This window comes from Longispora urticae, assembly GCF_053902585.1.
The window spans coordinates 26,269-40,491 of the sequence record NZ_JAQZSH010000012.1 but is presented as its reverse complement, the minus strand read 5'-3'; the positions used below and the strand labels follow the sequence as shown (position 1 = coordinate 40,491).

Genomic DNA, 14,223 nt, shown 5'->3' with positions numbered 1-14,223 from the left:
TGCGACTGACGGAATGCCCGCCGCCGCCGGGAGCGAACCCGGCGCGCGCGCCGCCACCCGCGTCTCCGGCACGGTGGTCGGGCTCGGCCTGGTCAGCATGGTCACCGACATGTCCGCCGAGATGGTCACCGCGATCCTGCCCCTGTACCTCGTCTACCGGATCGGCGTCGGCTACGCCCAGCTCGGCGCGATCGACGGCCTCTACACCGGGGCGACCGCCGCGCTCCGGCTCGTCGGCGGCCACCTCGCCGACCGGCTCCGGCGGCCCCGCCTGGTCGCGGCCCTCGGCTACGCGCTGTCCGCGCTCACCAAACTCGGCTTCCCCCTCGTCGGCGGCTCCCTGACCGGCATCTCCCTGGTGCTGGCCGCCGACCGGGCCGGCAAGGGCGTCCGTACCGCGCCCCGCGACGCCCTGATCACCCTCGCCACCCCGCCGGCCGCCCTGGGCCGGGCGTTCGGCGTGCACCGGGCCCTGGACACCGCCGGGGCGCTCCTCGGGCCGGTGATCGCGTTCGGCCTGGTGGCGGGCCTGGCCACCGGGTACGACTCCGTGTTCGCGGTCAGCTTCTGCCTCGGCCTGGTCGGCGTCCTGATCCTGCTGTTCCTCGTCCCCGTGCCCACCGCCCGCGTCCCCGGTGACGGTGCCGGTCCGGCCGCGCGCCCCAGGGCCGACCTGCGGGCGGGGCTGGCAGTCCTCGGCCGGGCGGGCCCGCGCCGGATCGCGGTCGCCGCCGGGCTGCTGGGACTGTGCACGGTCGGCGACATGTTCCTGTACCTGGCCCTGCAGCAGCGCGCCGGACTCGACCCGGCCGTCCTCCCGCTGCTCCCGCTGGGTACCGCGCTGACGTTCATGCTCGCCGCCGCCCCGGTCGGGCGGATCGCGGACCGGCTCGGCCGGTGGCGGGTGTTCCTCGCCGGCCACGTGCTGCTGCTCGCCGGGTACCTGCTCGTCGCGGGCGTACCCGGTTGGCCCGTCGCCGCCGCCGTCCTCGCCTGCCACGGCCTCTTCTACGCCGCCACCGACGGGGTCCTGATGGCCTGCGCGGCGCCCCTGATCCCCGAGGCGGTCCGCGCCACCGGCCTGGCCGTGGTCCAGACGGCCCAGGCGCTCACCCGGGCCGGCGGCGCGGTCGCGTTCGGACTCCTCGCCCAGAATCTCACCCTGCGCTCCGCGTTCCTCGTGTTCGCCGCGGCCCTCGGCGTCGCCCTGGTCGCCAGCGCCCGCATCGGAAGGTCACCGGTGGCCGCCACCTTCGTCCCGCCCGACCGTCAGGAGGCCCCCCGGTGACCGCCACCCTCGCCCCGCCCGACCGCACCACCCGCCCCGACCGCCGCCGCCCGCTCCTCGGCATCGCCCTGATCGCCGCGACCCTGCTGGCCGGCGGCGCGTACGTCGCCCTCCGCCCGTCCGCCCACGACGCGTCCGGCGGCACCCCGCTGGACCTGACCCGGCCGGGCACCCTGCTGTACGTGGACGGCTCACCCGGCCGGGTCCGGCAGGCGGCGCTCGCCGAACCGGGGCGCGTCCTGGGCTCGGGACCGACCTGCGAGCGCGCGTACGCCGCCGCCGGCACCCTCGTCTGCCTGCGGACGGACGCGGCCCCGGGCTCGACCCGGATCGTCGTGTACGACGGCCGCCTGGCCGAGCGCCTCACCCTGTCCGCGTGGGGCACCCCGAGCCGGGCGCGGGTCTCCCCGTCGGGCCGGTTCGTCGCGTGGACCGTGTTCCGCAGCGGCGACTCGTACCTGAACAACGGGCAGTTCTCCACCACCGCCGGCCTCTACGACCTGGAGACGGGCACCCACCACGGCTCCCTGGAGGACTACGCGGTCACCGTCGACGGCCGCCCGTACTCCGCGCCCGACCTGAACTTCTGGGGCGTCACCTTCGCCCGCGACGACCGCACGTTCTACGCCACGATGTCCTCGGGCGGCCGGACCTGGCTGATGCGCGGCGACCTCGGCACCCGCCGGATGACGGCCGAACGCGGCAACGTCGAATGCCCGTCGCTGTCCCCGGACGGCACCCGGATCGCCTACAAGTTCCGGACCGGCGACCGGTGGCGGCTGCACGTGCTCACCCTGGCCACCGGGGCCGACGTGCCCCTCGCCGAGTCCGCGCACGTCGACGACCAGCCCACCTGGCTCGACGGGGCCACCATCGCCTACACCCGGCCCGAGGGCGGCCGCCCCACCCTGTTCGCGGTGCCCGCCGACGGCACCGGCACACCCCGCCCCCTGCGCACCGGCGCGACCTCCCCGGCCCCCGTGCCGTGACGCCCCGCGCCCACGGACCGGCCCCGGTCGACGTCCCCGGCACCGCCGCGGTGCCGCCCCCGGGCCGGGCGCCGGACCGGAGCGGCGCCGCAGGGACGCCCCGCGCCGCCGCCCGGGCGGCACTCCGGAAGGCCCCGCTGATCGTCGCGCTCGTCCTCGGCGCGGTCGTGGTCGCGCTGCCGTCCCCGGTGCGCCCGGGACCCGCGCCGCGCGGGGGAGAGCCGGCCGCCCTCGGGGACGTGTGGCCGCACGCGAGGCCCGTCGAGCTGCCGGGGAACCTGGACGGCGGTGCCTCGTACACCCCGATGGTCGTGGGTTCGGGCTTTTCCGTGGGCGTGTCCCCCTCCGCCGACGGCACCCAGGTCCGCCTGGTGCTCCTCCGTGCCGGGAGACCGCCGCGCGTGGTCCGGGCGCTGCCGGCCGACCGGTCCCCGCGCTTCGTCGGCGTCACCGCCACCGCGGCCGGCCTGGTCTGGGCGGAGACCTTCGAAACCGGGACGACGGGTACCGGCGAGATCTGGCGCGCCGGACCCGACGGCACCGGACCCGCCCCGGTGACCGCCGACACCGGCCGCATGGTCGTGTTCGGCGCCCAGGGCGACCTGGTCGTGCACGGGGACACCGTGAGCTGGGCCGCGAGCGTCCCGGGCCCGGTCACAGAGATCCGTTCCGTCGCGCTGACCGGGGGAGCGGTGCACAGCACGACCCTTCCCGGGCGGTACTCGCTCGCCGCCTGGCCCTGGGCCGTCAGCGCCGCCGTCGAACAACCGGGCTCCACCGACCTGATCGACGTCGCCACCGGGCGGAGCACCCCGGTGCGCGGCGAGGCCACCGAGATCCTCGACTGCGGCCCCGCCTGGTGCCGGGTCCGGGTGCTCCGGCAGGACGGCGTCGCCCGGCACGAACTCATGCGCCCGGACGGCGGGGACCGGCGGCGGCTCGCGGCCGGGGACCTGCGCCCGGCCCTGCGGGACGTCGCGCTCCTCGACCGCTTCGAGATCCTGCTGGGTACGACCGACATGTTCCTCTACGACACCACCCGCCGCCGCCTGGTCCGGGTGGCCGGTCCCGTGGGCACCGTCCTCGGCCACGGCGCGGCCCTGTGGTGGTCCACCGGCGACAACGACCGGCTGACCTGGCACGTCCTCGACCTGGGCACCCTGACCTGACCCGGGACGCGGCGCTCCGGCCCGCCGACCGGAGCCGGGCCGTCACGCCGGCGGGCGATCCCGCGGGGGTCTGAGCGTCCGCTGTGGTCAGTGGGTGCGGCGCGGGACCCTGGTGGCGGAGCCGCCCCGGCCCACCGGCGGGCTTCGGGTGTCATGTGGCACGTTTCCCATCTACCGGCGACCAGGAATCGATGTCAAGCGATGAACGGGAACGCGCAGTTTCGAGCATGAATGAGCGCGACCCCTGCGGCTTTCCGCAACGTTTGCTCGCGGACCGCGGCAACGTTCACAACGGGACAACGAATTCTGACCGGACTCGGCTGTGGAGGGACCAACGCTCAGCGTCACGGCCCCGCGGCCGGGGAAATGCCGGGTCAGGCAGGGCGTATCGCCGTGCTGACGGTGGTGTGCAAGGGATCGCCGCAGCGGAAACCGCGCGGAAGGGGAGTGCCATTCTGTGGACCCGTGTTGACCAGGTCGGCACTCTGTGTTGAAGTTTTCGTTGTCGGGGCGGGCAGCGGACGGTGGACCGCGGCCCGCCACCGACGACTCCCGGACCGCCCGGTCGGCACCGAACGGCCCCAGATCTCCGCGCAGGCCGGATGATCGAAGTGGCTCTTCCCGGCCGTCCCCTCGGACGCTCCCCGCCGACACGGTCCCCGTCCCCGCCGCCCAGGAGGACCCGATGGATCCGGACCAGCTCCGTGCCGCGCTGGTGGCCGTCCCCGACCGGGACTGGCTGTGCGGCGCGCTGCTGCGCGTCGTCGAGGAACCGCGCACCATCGCCGGCCTGTACGCCGTCGCCGGCCGCCGCTGCGGGCACCTGGCCCTGCCCGCCGCACCCGGCTGGACCGCCGACGTCGCCGCCCGGGTGCTGCTCCTGACCGTCCTGCCGATGCGGGGCCGGGAACTCGCCGGGGCCATCGGGCCGCTGTACCAGTTCGGCGACGGTCGGGAGCGGCTCGCGGTGCTGCGCGCCCTGCCCCTGCTGGAGATCGGCGGGTGCGCGCTGCCCCTGCTCAGGGAGGCCGTCGACGGCAAGGATCCGATTCTGCTCGGCGCCGCCATGGGGCCGTACTCGGCGCACCTCGACGACGTGACGTGGCGGGAGGCGGTGCTCCGGTGCGTGCACACCGGCGTACCCGTCGCGCTGATCCACGATGTCGAGGGCCGGGGCGAGCGGGTGCTGGCGTGCATGCTCGCCGAGTACATCAGTGAGCGCCGCTCGACCGGCGCGCACGTCCGGACCGACGCGGTGGCGCTGCTGCGCCGGCTCACGGCGGACGAGATGCTGCCGGCGCTCGCGGAGGGCGCGGCCTGGGCCTGAGTCGGCGGGCCTGCGGTCGGCCCTGACCTCCGGGTAGGTTGGCCGGCATGGAACCCCGCCTCCGACCCGCCGCGCGGGCAATCATCGTCGACGACGCCGGCCGGGTCCTGTTGTGCCGGTTCGCGTTCGACCGGCCGGAGGGCCGCTTCGAGGTCTGGGCCACCCCGGGCGGCGGGGTCGAACCCGACGAGTCGCCCCTGGACGCGCTGCGCCGCGAGCTCGTCGAGGAGATCGGCCTGCGGATCACCGGGGACGACCCGCCGCACGTCTGGCACCAGGTGGTGGTGGCCGAGGGGCACGCGAAGGGCTACGACGGGGTGATCAACGACTTCTTCCTGGTCCGGACCGCCCCGTTCGAGCCCCGGGGCTCGATGACCGACGCGGAACTCGCCGCCGAGAACGTCACCGGCTTCCGGTGGTGGACCCCCGAAGAACTCGACGGGTACGAGGGGCCGGCGGTGTTCGCCCCGCGCGCCCTGCCGACCGGGCTGGCCGCCCTGCTCGCGGGCGGGCCGCCCCGGCGGCCGATCCCGATGGGCCTCTAGGGCCGCTGCGCTTTGATCAAAAGCGCACGGCGTGCGCGTTTCCCTCGCGAAACCGGGAGCCGGAGCCACCGCCGGCAGCCGCGACGCGCACCGTCCACGACCCTGTGCGCCCGCCCGCCGCCGGCTCGCGAGGGGCACGCCCATCTATGATCCACTGGCACCGCGACCATGACGGGGGTACGCCAGTGATCGACGCGATCTTCTTCGACATCGGTGGGACGATCGTCGACGAGTCCTACGAGTTCGACGGCTGGGCGGACTGGTTCGGCGTGCCCCGGCACACGATGTCGGCGGTCCTCGGCGCGGTGATCGCCCGGGGCCAGGACTGGCAGGAGACGTTCCGTACGTTCCGACCCGGGGTGGACCTCGCCGTCGAGCGCGAGCGCCGGGCGGCCGCCGGCAGGTCGGAGTCGTTCGGCGAGGCCGATCTGTACCCCGACGCGCGGGGTTGCCTGTCCGCCCTGAAGGACCAGGGCCTGTTCGTGGGCCTGGCCGGCAACCAGCCCGCTCACGCGGAGACGATCCTCCGCGCCCTCGACCTCCCCGTGGACGTGATCGGCACGTCGGACGGCTGGGGCGTGGCCAAGCCCGCGCCGGCCTTCTTCGAACGGGTGGTCCGCGAGGGCGGCGGCGACGCGTCCTCGATCCTGTACGTCGGCGACCGGCCCGACAACGACGCGCGCCCCGCCATGGCGGCCGGCATGCCGGCGTGCCTGATCCGGCGCGGCCCGTGGGGACACGTCCTCGACCTGCCGGACGTGGCCGGGCGGTGCCTGTTCCGCGTCGACGCGCTGGACGAACTCCCGGGCCTGGTCGCGGAGCACAACGCGGCGGGCGGCTAGCCCGACCACGGGTTCGGCGCAGCCCGCCGGGAACGCGATCTCGCGGTCCGCGACAGGGTCGGCATCGCGGGCGCGCACCATGTCCCTTGCTCCACGCGGCGTGACTACTGCGTGCCGAACATCTGGGTCCAGTAGATCCGGCCACTGCCGGACGCCTTGCCCACGCCCATCGCCTTCGACGCGCAGTTGAGGATGTTGGCCCGGTGCCCGGCCGAGTTCATCCACATGTCCATGGTGCTCTGGGCCGTGGTGCTGCCGGAGGCGATGTTCTCGGCCGACGGCGTCAGGTACCCGGCCCGCTTGGCGCGGTCCCACGGGCTGACCCCTTCGGGGGTGGTGTGCGAGAAGTAGTCGCGGGCGACCATGTCGGCGCTGTGGTCGTAGGAGGCCTGGGCGAGCTGCACCTCGTAGCGGACCGCCGAGCAGCCCGCCTCGGCGCGGCGCTGGTTGACGAGCGCGAGGACCTCCGCCTCCACGTCGCTGACGCCGGTCGGCCTCGGCGGCACCGGGACCGGCTTGGCCGACGTGGGTTTCGCCTTCGTGGGCGACGGCCTGGCCGGCGTGGGACTCGGAGCCACCGTCGGCGACGGCGAGGGGGACGGCGACGGCGGGGCCGAGGGCGACGGCACCGGGTTCGCGCTGGTCTCCGGCGCGGGTTCCGGGACGGACGACGACGGCGGCGGCCCGGACGACGCGTCGGTGGGCCGCAGCCGGTACGCCGCCGTGCCGCCCAGCACCGCGAGGACGGCGGCCGCCGCCAGCGAGGCCACCAGCAGGGTCCGGGTGGCCCTGCCGCCGGCGGGGAGCGGCCCCAGGTCGACGGACGCGTGGTCGTGCCGGTCGGCCTCGGCGAACCTCGTGGCGAGCAGCTCGGGGGAGCCGGTGAACAGCCGGCCGGTCCGGAGCACGAGGAGCGCCGCGCTGACCCGGCTGATGTCGAGTACCCGGCTGATCTCGGGGGTGGTCAGGTTCCAGTAGACCGAGAGTTCGAGGACCGTGCTGCGCCGGGGGCTGAGGTTCGCCGACCGGGCGGTGGCCCGGCGGCGGGCGGTGCCCAGGAACCAGGGCAGCAGGGGGTAGGTCAGCGGCCGGTCGGTGGTCTGGTGCCACGCGTCGCGGAACGACTCCCGGGCCGCGTCCTCGGCGAGGCGCCGGTCGCCGGTCAGTCGGTGCAGGAAGCCCACCACCCCGTCGTAGTGCCGGGCGTGCAGGGCGTCGATCGCGGAACGGTCCCCGAAGGACGCGTCGGTCGGCATCGTTACCTCACTCGGGTTGTCTGCCCCGCGACGCTATGTGCCCCGAGAGGTGACTGGAAGGAATCCGCCGAGTATTTAGGGAACTTTTGAGGTACGCGGACGCCGGCGCGGTGTCACCAGAAGGCGCCGACCCCGGCCTCGGGCGCGGACACCGGTGCGGCCGAGCGGGGCCGGGCGGTCGACGCGCGGACGATCACCCGGGGGAGGACGTGGACGTGCAGTTCCGCCCGCCCGGACCGCCCGCTGTACAGCTTGCGCAGCAGGAACTCGACCGCGAGCCGGCCCACGTCCTCCCGGGTGGGTGCGACCGCGGTGAGCGGAATGTCCGACAGGCCGGCGGGCACGATCCTGCCCCGCTGCCGGGCGCGCTGGACTCAGAACAACGACTTCGGGGCACAGACCGGCTGGTCTGTGCCCCGAAGCCCGAAGAGTTGGTGCTCGGCCAGCGGCTTCGTGGTCGAAGGTCGGCTAGCTGTGCAGCGCCGCGCTCGGGAGCGTCCTGCTGTGCCAGGCGTTGTCGTGGTAGTACCACTGGGCGAGCAGGCCGCTGGACCCCCGGGCGAAGGCCATCGGGTCGCCGTCCTGAGAGGTGACGGCCGCCGGGTCGCCCGTGAGAGCGTCCGAGGTGATCGTCCGGCTGTGCCAGATGTTGTTGTAGTAGTACCACTGGCCCATCTGGTTACCCGTGGTGCGGGCGAACACGACGGGGTTGCCGTCAGAACTGCGTACCACTGACGGGTTGCTGGCCACAGAGGCGTCCGCGGTCACCGCACGGTCGTACCAGACGTTGTTGTGGTAGTACCACTGCCACATCCGGTTGTCGGTGCCCCGGGCGAAGAGGACGGGCACTCCGTCGGAACCCGTGGTGACCGTCGGGTCTCCGCCGACGACGGCGCTGGTGGTGATGGTGCGGCCGACCCAGGCGTTGTCGTGGTAGTACCACTGGACCATGCGGTTGTCGGTGCCGCGGGCGTAGACAGTCGGCGCGCCGCCGTTGGTGCTCACCGCTGCGGGGTCACCGGTGAACGTGTCGTTGGTGACGGTGCGGCTGTACCAGGCGTTGCTGTAGTAGTACCACTGGATCAGCTTGTTGTCGGTGCCCCGGGCGAAGACCATGGGGGTACCGGACGCGTCGACGGTGGCCGTGGGGTCGCTGGCCAGAGTGTCGTCGCTCAGCGGGCGGCTGTACCAGGCGTCGCTGTAGTAGTACCACTGGATGAGCCTGTTGTCGGTGCCCCGGGCGAAGACCATCGGCTCCCCGCCGGCGCCGGTGATGGCGGTCGGGTCACCGGCCAGGGAGCCGCCGAGCGAGCGGTTGTACCACTGGTTGTTGGCGAAGTACGCCTGCTGGAGCGTGTTGTCCGCGGCCCGGTCGAACACATGGTAGGTCCCCGCGTTGTGCACGGCGCGGGAACCGGCCTTGACGGGGACCGGCACGGGTGCCGGGGGCGGGGTATCGGCACAGTTGTTGCTGGTCAGGAAGAAGCTGTTGGCGCGGTCATCGTCGGTGATGTCGACGGCCGCGCCGTCGAAGTAGGACTGGACGACGACGCTGTCGCGCCGCTGGGCGTAGTGCAGGTGCGGGCCGCTGCTCTGGCCCGTGGAGCCGACGTTGCCGATGTGCTGGCCGCGGGTGACGGACTGGCCCTGGCTGACGGGTGCGGGCCTGATCATGTGCAGGTAGTCGGTTTTCCAGCCGTTTCCGTGATCGAGGGTCACCATGTTCCCGCCACCGCTGTCGTAGCCGCGGAAGGAGACGGTGCCGGCGAAGGAGGCGACGATCGGTTTGTCATTGGTGTAGGCATCCCATTTGGGATGGGTCATGTCGATGTCATAGTCGTCGTGACCGGCATAGGTGGCCATTCGCCACTGTTCCCCACAGGGGAAGGGCATCTGGAACAGCGGCCGGGGCCCGGCGGCATGGGCGGGGGACACCGCGCCTAGGAGGCTGGCGGCCAGGGCTGTCGCTGTGAGGACGCCGACGAGGGCGCGGCGGACCAGGGAGTTCACGAAGAGGGCTCCGTTCGAGGAGAGGTGGGATGGTGGGGGCTGGCTTCGTGTGACATCGACGGCAGTGGGCTGGGGACCGGCTGGTCACAGGGGCAGGTCGGCCAGTGGCAGGGCATGGAGGCCGGTGACGGCCCAGTCGCGCAGCGGTGGCGCGGCGACCGCGCGGTCCAGTACTGTCCGGGCCGCGGCCGCCGCCTCGGTCGGTCCGGCGGCGCGCAGGATCAGGACGGTCTCCAGGCGTCCGGGCTGGTCGGGGTCGGGTGCCCGGGCGCGGACGTGGTCGAGCTGGTCGGCCGGCAGCGCGTGTGCCCAGAGCAGGTCCACGAGCGTCTCCGGGTTGAGCCGCCCAGGAGGGCCGTCCAACCGGGTGGCGACCGCGTACCGGCCGCCTACTCCCAACATGCGGTGCACGGTGCCGAGGTGGTGGCCAGGGCTCCGGTGCCCTGTGCCACGGTGGACAACGGCAGCGCCATAAGAACAGCAAGTAGGGCGAAAGTCGCAATACTGGATGCTTTGGGCATGGCGGTGTCCTCACAGGTGTGGTGATGGAGGGTGAGCGACCGGCGCCTGTGGCCCCTGCTCGGTCCCGCTGGCCTTGCGGCCTCCGGTGAGGACAACTATTCCCGCAGGTCACGGCAAGGGAAAGGGTCCACCCATGGCGTCATCGGGCCATGGCCCGATCGGGCCATCACCCCGGTCGCGTCGGCCCGGTTCGCAGTGGTGGCGTGACGTTGGGCTGCGGGCGGTCTTGCCGCGACAGCGGTCCCGTGGCAGGCTCCAGCCGTTGTTCGACACCGCCACGGGGGGCGAATGTGTTACGAGAACTGGGACTGAATGCCGTGTGTGAGCGGGTGTACCGCGCTCTCCTGGACGATCCGACCCTGGCCGGGGCTGACGTGGCCGACCGGCTCGGTCTGACGCACAGTGAGGTGTCGGCCTCCTTGGACGAACTCGCCGACCTGGCGCTGCTGCGCATGTCACGCACCGAACCCACCCGCCCCCGCGCGGTCAGCCTCGACCGCGGCGTCGCGCTTCTCCTCTCCCGACGGGAGGCCGAACTGGCGGCCCGGCAGCGGGCCCTCGCCGCGCAGCGCACAGCCGCCAACGAGGCGGTCGAGACTGCCGCACGCGCCCGGTCCCAGTCCGGAGTGGAGCTGTTGACCGACCTGGACGTGATCCAGACCCGGATGGAGAGCCTCCTGCAGGGCGCGCGGGTGAGCTGCATGTCGATCGTGCCCACCGTCATGTCCACCGAGGCGCTGCACGAGGCCCGCCAACTCGACCTCGATCTCCTCGCCCGCGACGTCCGGGTGCTCAACCTGTGCCACGAGGGGATCCGCGCCAACCCGGGCGCCCTGGCCTACGCCCGCCAGATGTCGGCGTCCGGAGCCCGGATCCGCACCGCCCCGGCACTGCCCATCCGGCTGCTCGTCGTCGACGCCGCCACGGCGGTCCTCCCCGTCGACCCGGACGCTTCCAGGAACGGCGCGGTCCTGATCACCGCCCCCGGCATGTTGCGGGCGCTCCTCAGCCTGTTCGACCGGCTGTGGGCCGACGGCACACCCCTCGAAGAAGCCGCCCACGTCGACCAGAGCACCGGGCTGACCGCCTCGGAAACCGAACTTCTGCGCCTACTGGCCGGGGGCCTCACCGACGAGGCCGCAGCCAAACGCCTCAACGTGTCCGTCCGCACCGTCAAACGACGGATGGAGGAACTCACGCGCCGCCTCGACGCCGGTTCCCGGTTCCAGGCCGGTCTCCGCGCCGGACAACGGGGCTGGCTGTAGACGGACCCGGGCCTCCGGCCGAGCCGCGCGGCGGTCGAGACCGGGCCCTGACCGCGTGGTCGGGGCCGGCGGGACGGGCCACCGCGAACCGCCGTGTGCCGGCGTCGACGTCGAGGACGGGGCCCTCCCCGACGCAGGTGCTCATGAGAAGCCCCCGTCGATGACAACGAATCTTCCGCGAAACCGAGTAGAACGGCTCAAACCCAGGTGATGCGGTCGTGCCTGCATCACGGCCGAACGGTGGCACCGAGGCGGACACGCGGCCAGGGAGGCGGAGCGTTGGGACGAGGGTGCAGTTCGAGGACCTGCGAGTACTCTCGTGCGGATGATCTTGCATGAGGTGACAGACGTACTCCGCCACTGGGCACAGGGCTTGGCCGCCGTCAGGCGCAACTCCGTGCCCGTCGAGACCACCTGGGGTCTGCGGATCGACGAGGTCCGGCCGAAGACCCGCTCCCGCTGTCTGGTGTTCCGCGACGACCTCGAGGCGGCGCGCGGCGCGGCGAAGGAGGCGACCGCTCCGCACGGCGTGGTCATCGTTGTCGCCGCCGAGGACGCGGTGGCAGCCCTGCTCGGGCCGGCCTGGACGCGGACGCCGCCGGAGCCGCTCATGACGACCACGCTGCGGCGGGTCGCGTGGAGCGTGCCCGCCGGCTACGAGCTCAGCACCACGATCGACGCGGGCGTCATCCACGTGCGCGTCCAGTCCGAGGGCGAGGTCGCCGCGGCGGGATACACCGCCGTGGTCGACGGTGTCGCCGTCGTGGATCGTGTCGCCACAGATCCGGCGCATCAGCGCCGTGGCCTGGGCACAGCGGTGATGAACGCGCTCACCGTCGCGGCCATGGACCAGGGGGCGGTGACCGCCGTGCTCCATGGCACGGACGAAGGGCGCGCGCTCTACGAGGGCCTGGGCTGGCACGTGCGCTCACGGATCACCAGCTTCACTCGGGAGGCGTGATCGGGCGGGTGCGAGCGCCGCCAGTTCGGCTCGCACCGCGCGCCTGCCCGTGGTGGCGCCGGGCCCACTCGTGGCCCTCGGTAGGTCACGACCTGGCTGCCGTCGCGGCAGGCGGGCAATGCGCCCGGCGCCGGCCACGGCTCTGTCGCCCAACGCCGCCGAGCGGATGACGCCCGGCGGCGCGGGTCAGGCGGCGGTACCGGTCGCTGTCCAGTGCGGATCCCGGCCGATGAAGGCCAGCAGCCGGGTCTGGGGGTCGGCGGTTCCGCTCACCGGCACCTTCGGTCCGTACTGTCCGGACGACCGGATGACGTCCTCCAGTGGTTCCATTCCCGCCAGCAACACGGCGCAGGACTCCTGATCGAGGCGGTCGTCCTGGCCGGTGGCCCGCGCCAGGTCCCAGGTGTGCATGAACACGTCGGTGGTGTAGAACTGGTCGATCGCGCGGTCCAGTGGCACGTCGCCGATGTGCCGGTTGGACAGGGTCAGTCCGGCGGTCGCCGGGTCGTCGAGCAGCGCCTGCACGGCATCGAAGTGCGCCTGCCAGGCGCCGGCCGGGTCGTCATCGACCGAGGGTACGGCGGGCAGCCGCACGCCCGAGCCGCCGGCGAGGAACGACGGCAACCATTCGACGAGGTGACGCACGACGTCGCGGGCGGCCCAGCCGGCGACCGGAGCGGGCGCGTCCCACGAGCGGGTACCCCGGACCCGGTCGGTGAAGACCCGGCCGATCTCCCGGTGTCGCTCGGCGGGCCGGTCAGACAGTGCCATCGGCGATCATCTTCTCGAGCTTCGCGTAGCCGTCGTTGACCCCGGTCTCCATGCCGCTGGCGAGCCACGCGTCACGGCTCTCGAAACTGTCCACGAGGGACTGTGCGCGCAGCCGGGTGCGCCCGTTGCCGAGATCCTCGAACCACAGCGTCTCCAGCGCCACGCCGTCGGGCTGCCCCTCGAACGTGAACGTCTGCACGATCCGGCCCGGCCCGACCTCGTGGAAGCAGCCGCGGAATCCGTACTCGACGCCGTCGTGGGTGGACACGAACCGCCAACTGCCCCCGGAGCGCGCATCCCACTCGACCACGCGCGTCCGCGTCGTGCTCGGCCCGACCCACTGCGCGAACAGCTCGGGATCGGTGTGTGCCCGCAACAGCTGCTCGGGCGTGCCGTTGAAGTCGCGGGTCATCCAGATGACCGGCACCTTCGGATCGGCCTCGATCGTGGCTTCGGGGATGGTGTTCATGTCGCGCTCCTGTTCGCATCCTGGTTGTCGGGATCGGTCGGTGTCTCTTCGTTCATCCGCGCCAGCACCGCGTCCAGGCGGCGGTATCGCTCCTCCGCCTGGCGTCGGTAGCGCTCGATCCAGCTGTCCATCACGTCGAAGACATCCATTTCCAGCCGCACCGGCCGAGGCTGCGGTCCGGGTGGCCGGCTCACCACCCCGGCGTCCTCGAGCACTCTGAGGTGCTTGTAGACCGCCTGCAGCGTCATCTCGTAGGGCTCGGCGAGCTGGCTCACGGTCGCGTCGCCGGCCGAGAGTCGGGCCACCAGGTCGCGCCGGGTCGGATCCGCGAGCGCCGCGAAGATCCGCGACAGCGTGTCAGTCGTCATCGCTGGGCCCATAGACTTTCAACCTTTCAGTTGAAAGTGACGCTACTCGGGTGCGATAAGCCTGTCAACCCAATAGTTGAAAGACCAGCTCACCTGCACCGCCCACACGTCCCGCAGGCCACACCGGCGCCCCTCACCGTTCGGCCCTACACGTCGTCCCAGGCCATCGAGCTCATCCGCCACCCGGCCGGCGTCCGCACGAACTGGGTGGTCTTGTGGCCCGCGCCCTCGAACCACGCGCCACGCAGAAACCCCTTCTTGTGGTACTCGCTGAACCGGTGCGCGACGCCCCCGAAGATCTCGGTCCGCTCGGCGACCTCCCACTCGGAGAACTCCGTCAGCGTCCCGTCGGTGAGGATCTTCCGCCGGGGCGCGATGAAGCCGTCGAGGTCGTACAGCACGGGTTCGGGTCCGACGTTGCTGATGATCCGGCCCTCCGGG

15 protein-coding genes are annotated in these 14,223 nt (G+C 73.0%); 8 read left to right on the top strand and 7 right to left on the bottom strand.

From position 1 onward, the window contains the following. Positions 1–13 precede the first annotated feature (13 nt). From PT931_RS06500 to PT931_RS06475, 6 genes are all read left to right on the top strand, one after another. Positions 14–1,288 (top strand): MFS transporter, encoded by a 1,275-nt coding sequence (locus tag PT931_RS06500; protein ID WP_456244775.1) that lies wholly within the window; start codon positions 14–16, stop codon positions 1,286–1,288. Continuing rightward, the gene (locus PT931_RS06495) at positions 1,285–2,277 is read left to right on the top strand and encodes a TolB family protein (protein WP_456244774.1); all 993 of its coding nucleotides are present in this window, start codon (positions 1,285–1,287) and stop codon (positions 2,275–2,277) included. The genes PT931_RS06500 and PT931_RS06495 overlap by 4 nt, the downstream gene beginning before the upstream one ends. Further along, positions 2,274–3,446 carry a hypothetical protein gene (locus tag PT931_RS06490; RefSeq protein ID WP_456244773.1) on the top strand — a complete coding sequence of 391 codons (1,173 nt, stop codon included), beginning with the start codon at positions 2,274–2,276 and terminating at the stop codon, positions 3,444–3,446. The genes PT931_RS06495 and PT931_RS06490 overlap by 4 nt, the downstream gene beginning before the upstream one ends. 685 nt (positions 3,447–4,131) lie before the next feature. Further along, a complete protein-coding gene (locus PT931_RS06485; protein ID WP_456244772.1) occupies positions 4,132–4,773 on the top strand; it encodes an EboA domain-containing protein in 642 nt (213 codons plus the stop codon). Between the two features lie 47 nt (positions 4,774–4,820). Next, on the top strand, positions 4,821–5,318 hold the full coding sequence (locus PT931_RS06480; protein WP_456244771.1) for an NUDIX hydrolase: 498 nt from the start codon (positions 4,821–4,823) through the stop codon (positions 5,316–5,318). Between the two features lie 185 nt (positions 5,319–5,503). Beyond that, positions 5,504–6,160 (top strand): HAD family hydrolase, encoded by a 657-nt coding sequence (locus PT931_RS06475; protein WP_456244770.1) that lies wholly within the window; start codon positions 5,504–5,506, stop codon positions 6,158–6,160. 104 nt (positions 6,161–6,264) lie between these two features. Here the strand turns inward: PT931_RS06475 and PT931_RS06470 are convergent, their stop codons facing one another. The 4 genes from PT931_RS06470 to PT931_RS06455 form a co-directional block, all read right to left on the bottom strand. Then, a complete protein-coding gene (locus PT931_RS06470) occupies positions 6,265–7,416 on the bottom strand; it encodes a CAP domain-containing protein (protein WP_456244769.1) in 1,152 nt (383 codons plus the stop codon). Between the two features lie 113 nt (positions 7,417–7,529). Next, a complete protein-coding gene (locus tag PT931_RS06465) occupies positions 7,530–7,760 on the bottom strand; it encodes a substrate-binding domain-containing protein (RefSeq protein ID WP_456244768.1) in 231 nt (76 codons plus the stop codon). Between the two features lie 124 nt (positions 7,761–7,884). After that, positions 7,885–9,426 (bottom strand): peptidoglycan DD-metalloendopeptidase family protein, encoded by a 1,542-nt coding sequence (locus PT931_RS06460; RefSeq protein ID WP_456244767.1) that lies wholly within the window; start codon positions 9,424–9,426, stop codon positions 7,885–7,887. Between the two features lie 84 nt (positions 9,427–9,510). Beyond that, positions 9,511–9,828 carry a hypothetical protein gene (locus PT931_RS06455; protein ID WP_456244766.1) on the bottom strand — a complete coding sequence of 106 codons (318 nt, stop codon included), beginning with the start codon at positions 9,826–9,828 and terminating at the stop codon, positions 9,511–9,513. 449 nt (positions 9,829–10,277) lie between these two features. Here PT931_RS06455 and PT931_RS06450 point away from each other — a divergent pair, with 449 nt between their 5' ends. Then, positions 10,278–11,213, top strand: coding sequence for a helix-turn-helix transcriptional regulator (locus PT931_RS06450; RefSeq protein WP_456244765.1), 936 nt, complete (start codon positions 10,278–10,280; stop codon positions 11,211–11,213). Between the two features lie 325 nt (positions 11,214–11,538). Continuing rightward, a complete protein-coding gene (locus PT931_RS06445) occupies positions 11,539–12,174 on the top strand; it encodes a GNAT family N-acetyltransferase (RefSeq protein ID WP_456244764.1) in 636 nt (211 codons plus the stop codon). 186 nt (positions 12,175–12,360) lie between these two features. Here PT931_RS06445 and PT931_RS06440 read toward each other — a convergent pair whose 3' ends face one another. The 3 genes from PT931_RS06440 to PT931_RS06430 are packed head-to-tail and all read right to left on the bottom strand — an operon-like array spanning position 12,361 to position 13,782. Then, positions 12,361–12,945, bottom strand: coding sequence for a TIGR03086 family metal-binding protein (locus PT931_RS06440; RefSeq protein ID WP_456244763.1), 585 nt, complete (start codon positions 12,943–12,945; stop codon positions 12,361–12,363). After that, positions 12,932–13,414 carry an SRPBCC family protein gene (locus PT931_RS06435; RefSeq protein WP_456244762.1) on the bottom strand — a complete coding sequence of 161 codons (483 nt, stop codon included), beginning with the start codon at positions 13,412–13,414 and terminating at the stop codon, positions 12,932–12,934. The genes PT931_RS06440 and PT931_RS06435 overlap by 14 nt, the downstream gene beginning before the upstream one ends. Next, positions 13,411–13,782: an ArsR/SmtB family transcription factor gene (locus tag PT931_RS06430; protein ID WP_456244761.1), complete on the bottom strand. Its 372-nt coding sequence runs from the start codon at positions 13,780–13,782 to the stop codon at positions 13,411–13,413. The genes PT931_RS06435 and PT931_RS06430 overlap by 4 nt, the downstream gene beginning before the upstream one ends. Between the last annotated feature and the right edge of the window lie 441 nt (positions 13,783–14,223).

Excerpts from the sequence above, each read along its gene's own strand:
- PT931_RS06445 (WP_456244764.1), top strand. The coding sequence starts at position 11,539 with ATGATCTTGCATGAGGTGACAGACGTACTCCGCCACTGGGCACAGGGC.
- PT931_RS06435 (WP_456244762.1), bottom strand. The coding sequence starts at position 13,414 with ATGAACACCATCCCCGAAGCCACGATCGAGGCCGATCCGAAGGTGCCG.
- PT931_RS06500 (WP_456244775.1), top strand. The coding sequence starts at position 14 with ATGCCCGCCGCCGCCGGGAGCGAACCCGGCGCGCGCGCCGCCACCCGC.
- PT931_RS06480 (WP_456244771.1), top strand. The coding sequence starts at position 4,821 with ATGGAACCCCGCCTCCGACCCGCCGCGCGGGCAATCATCGTCGACGAC.
- PT931_RS06440 (WP_456244763.1), bottom strand. The coding sequence starts at position 12,945 with ATGGCACTGTCTGACCGGCCCGCCGAGCGACACCGGGAGATCGGCCGG.
- PT931_RS06470 (WP_456244769.1), bottom strand. The coding sequence starts at position 7,416 with ATGCCGACCGACGCGTCCTTCGGGGACCGTTCCGCGATCGACGCCCTG.
- PT931_RS06430 (WP_456244761.1), bottom strand. The coding sequence starts at position 13,782 with ATGACGACTGACACGCTGTCGCGGATCTTCGCGGCGCTCGCGGATCCG.
- PT931_RS06455 (WP_456244766.1), bottom strand. The coding sequence starts at position 9,828 with ATGTTGGGAGTAGGCGGCCGGTACGCGGTCGCCACCCGGTTGGACGGC.
- PT931_RS06485 (WP_456244772.1), top strand. The coding sequence starts at position 4,132 with ATGGATCCGGACCAGCTCCGTGCCGCGCTGGTGGCCGTCCCCGACCGG.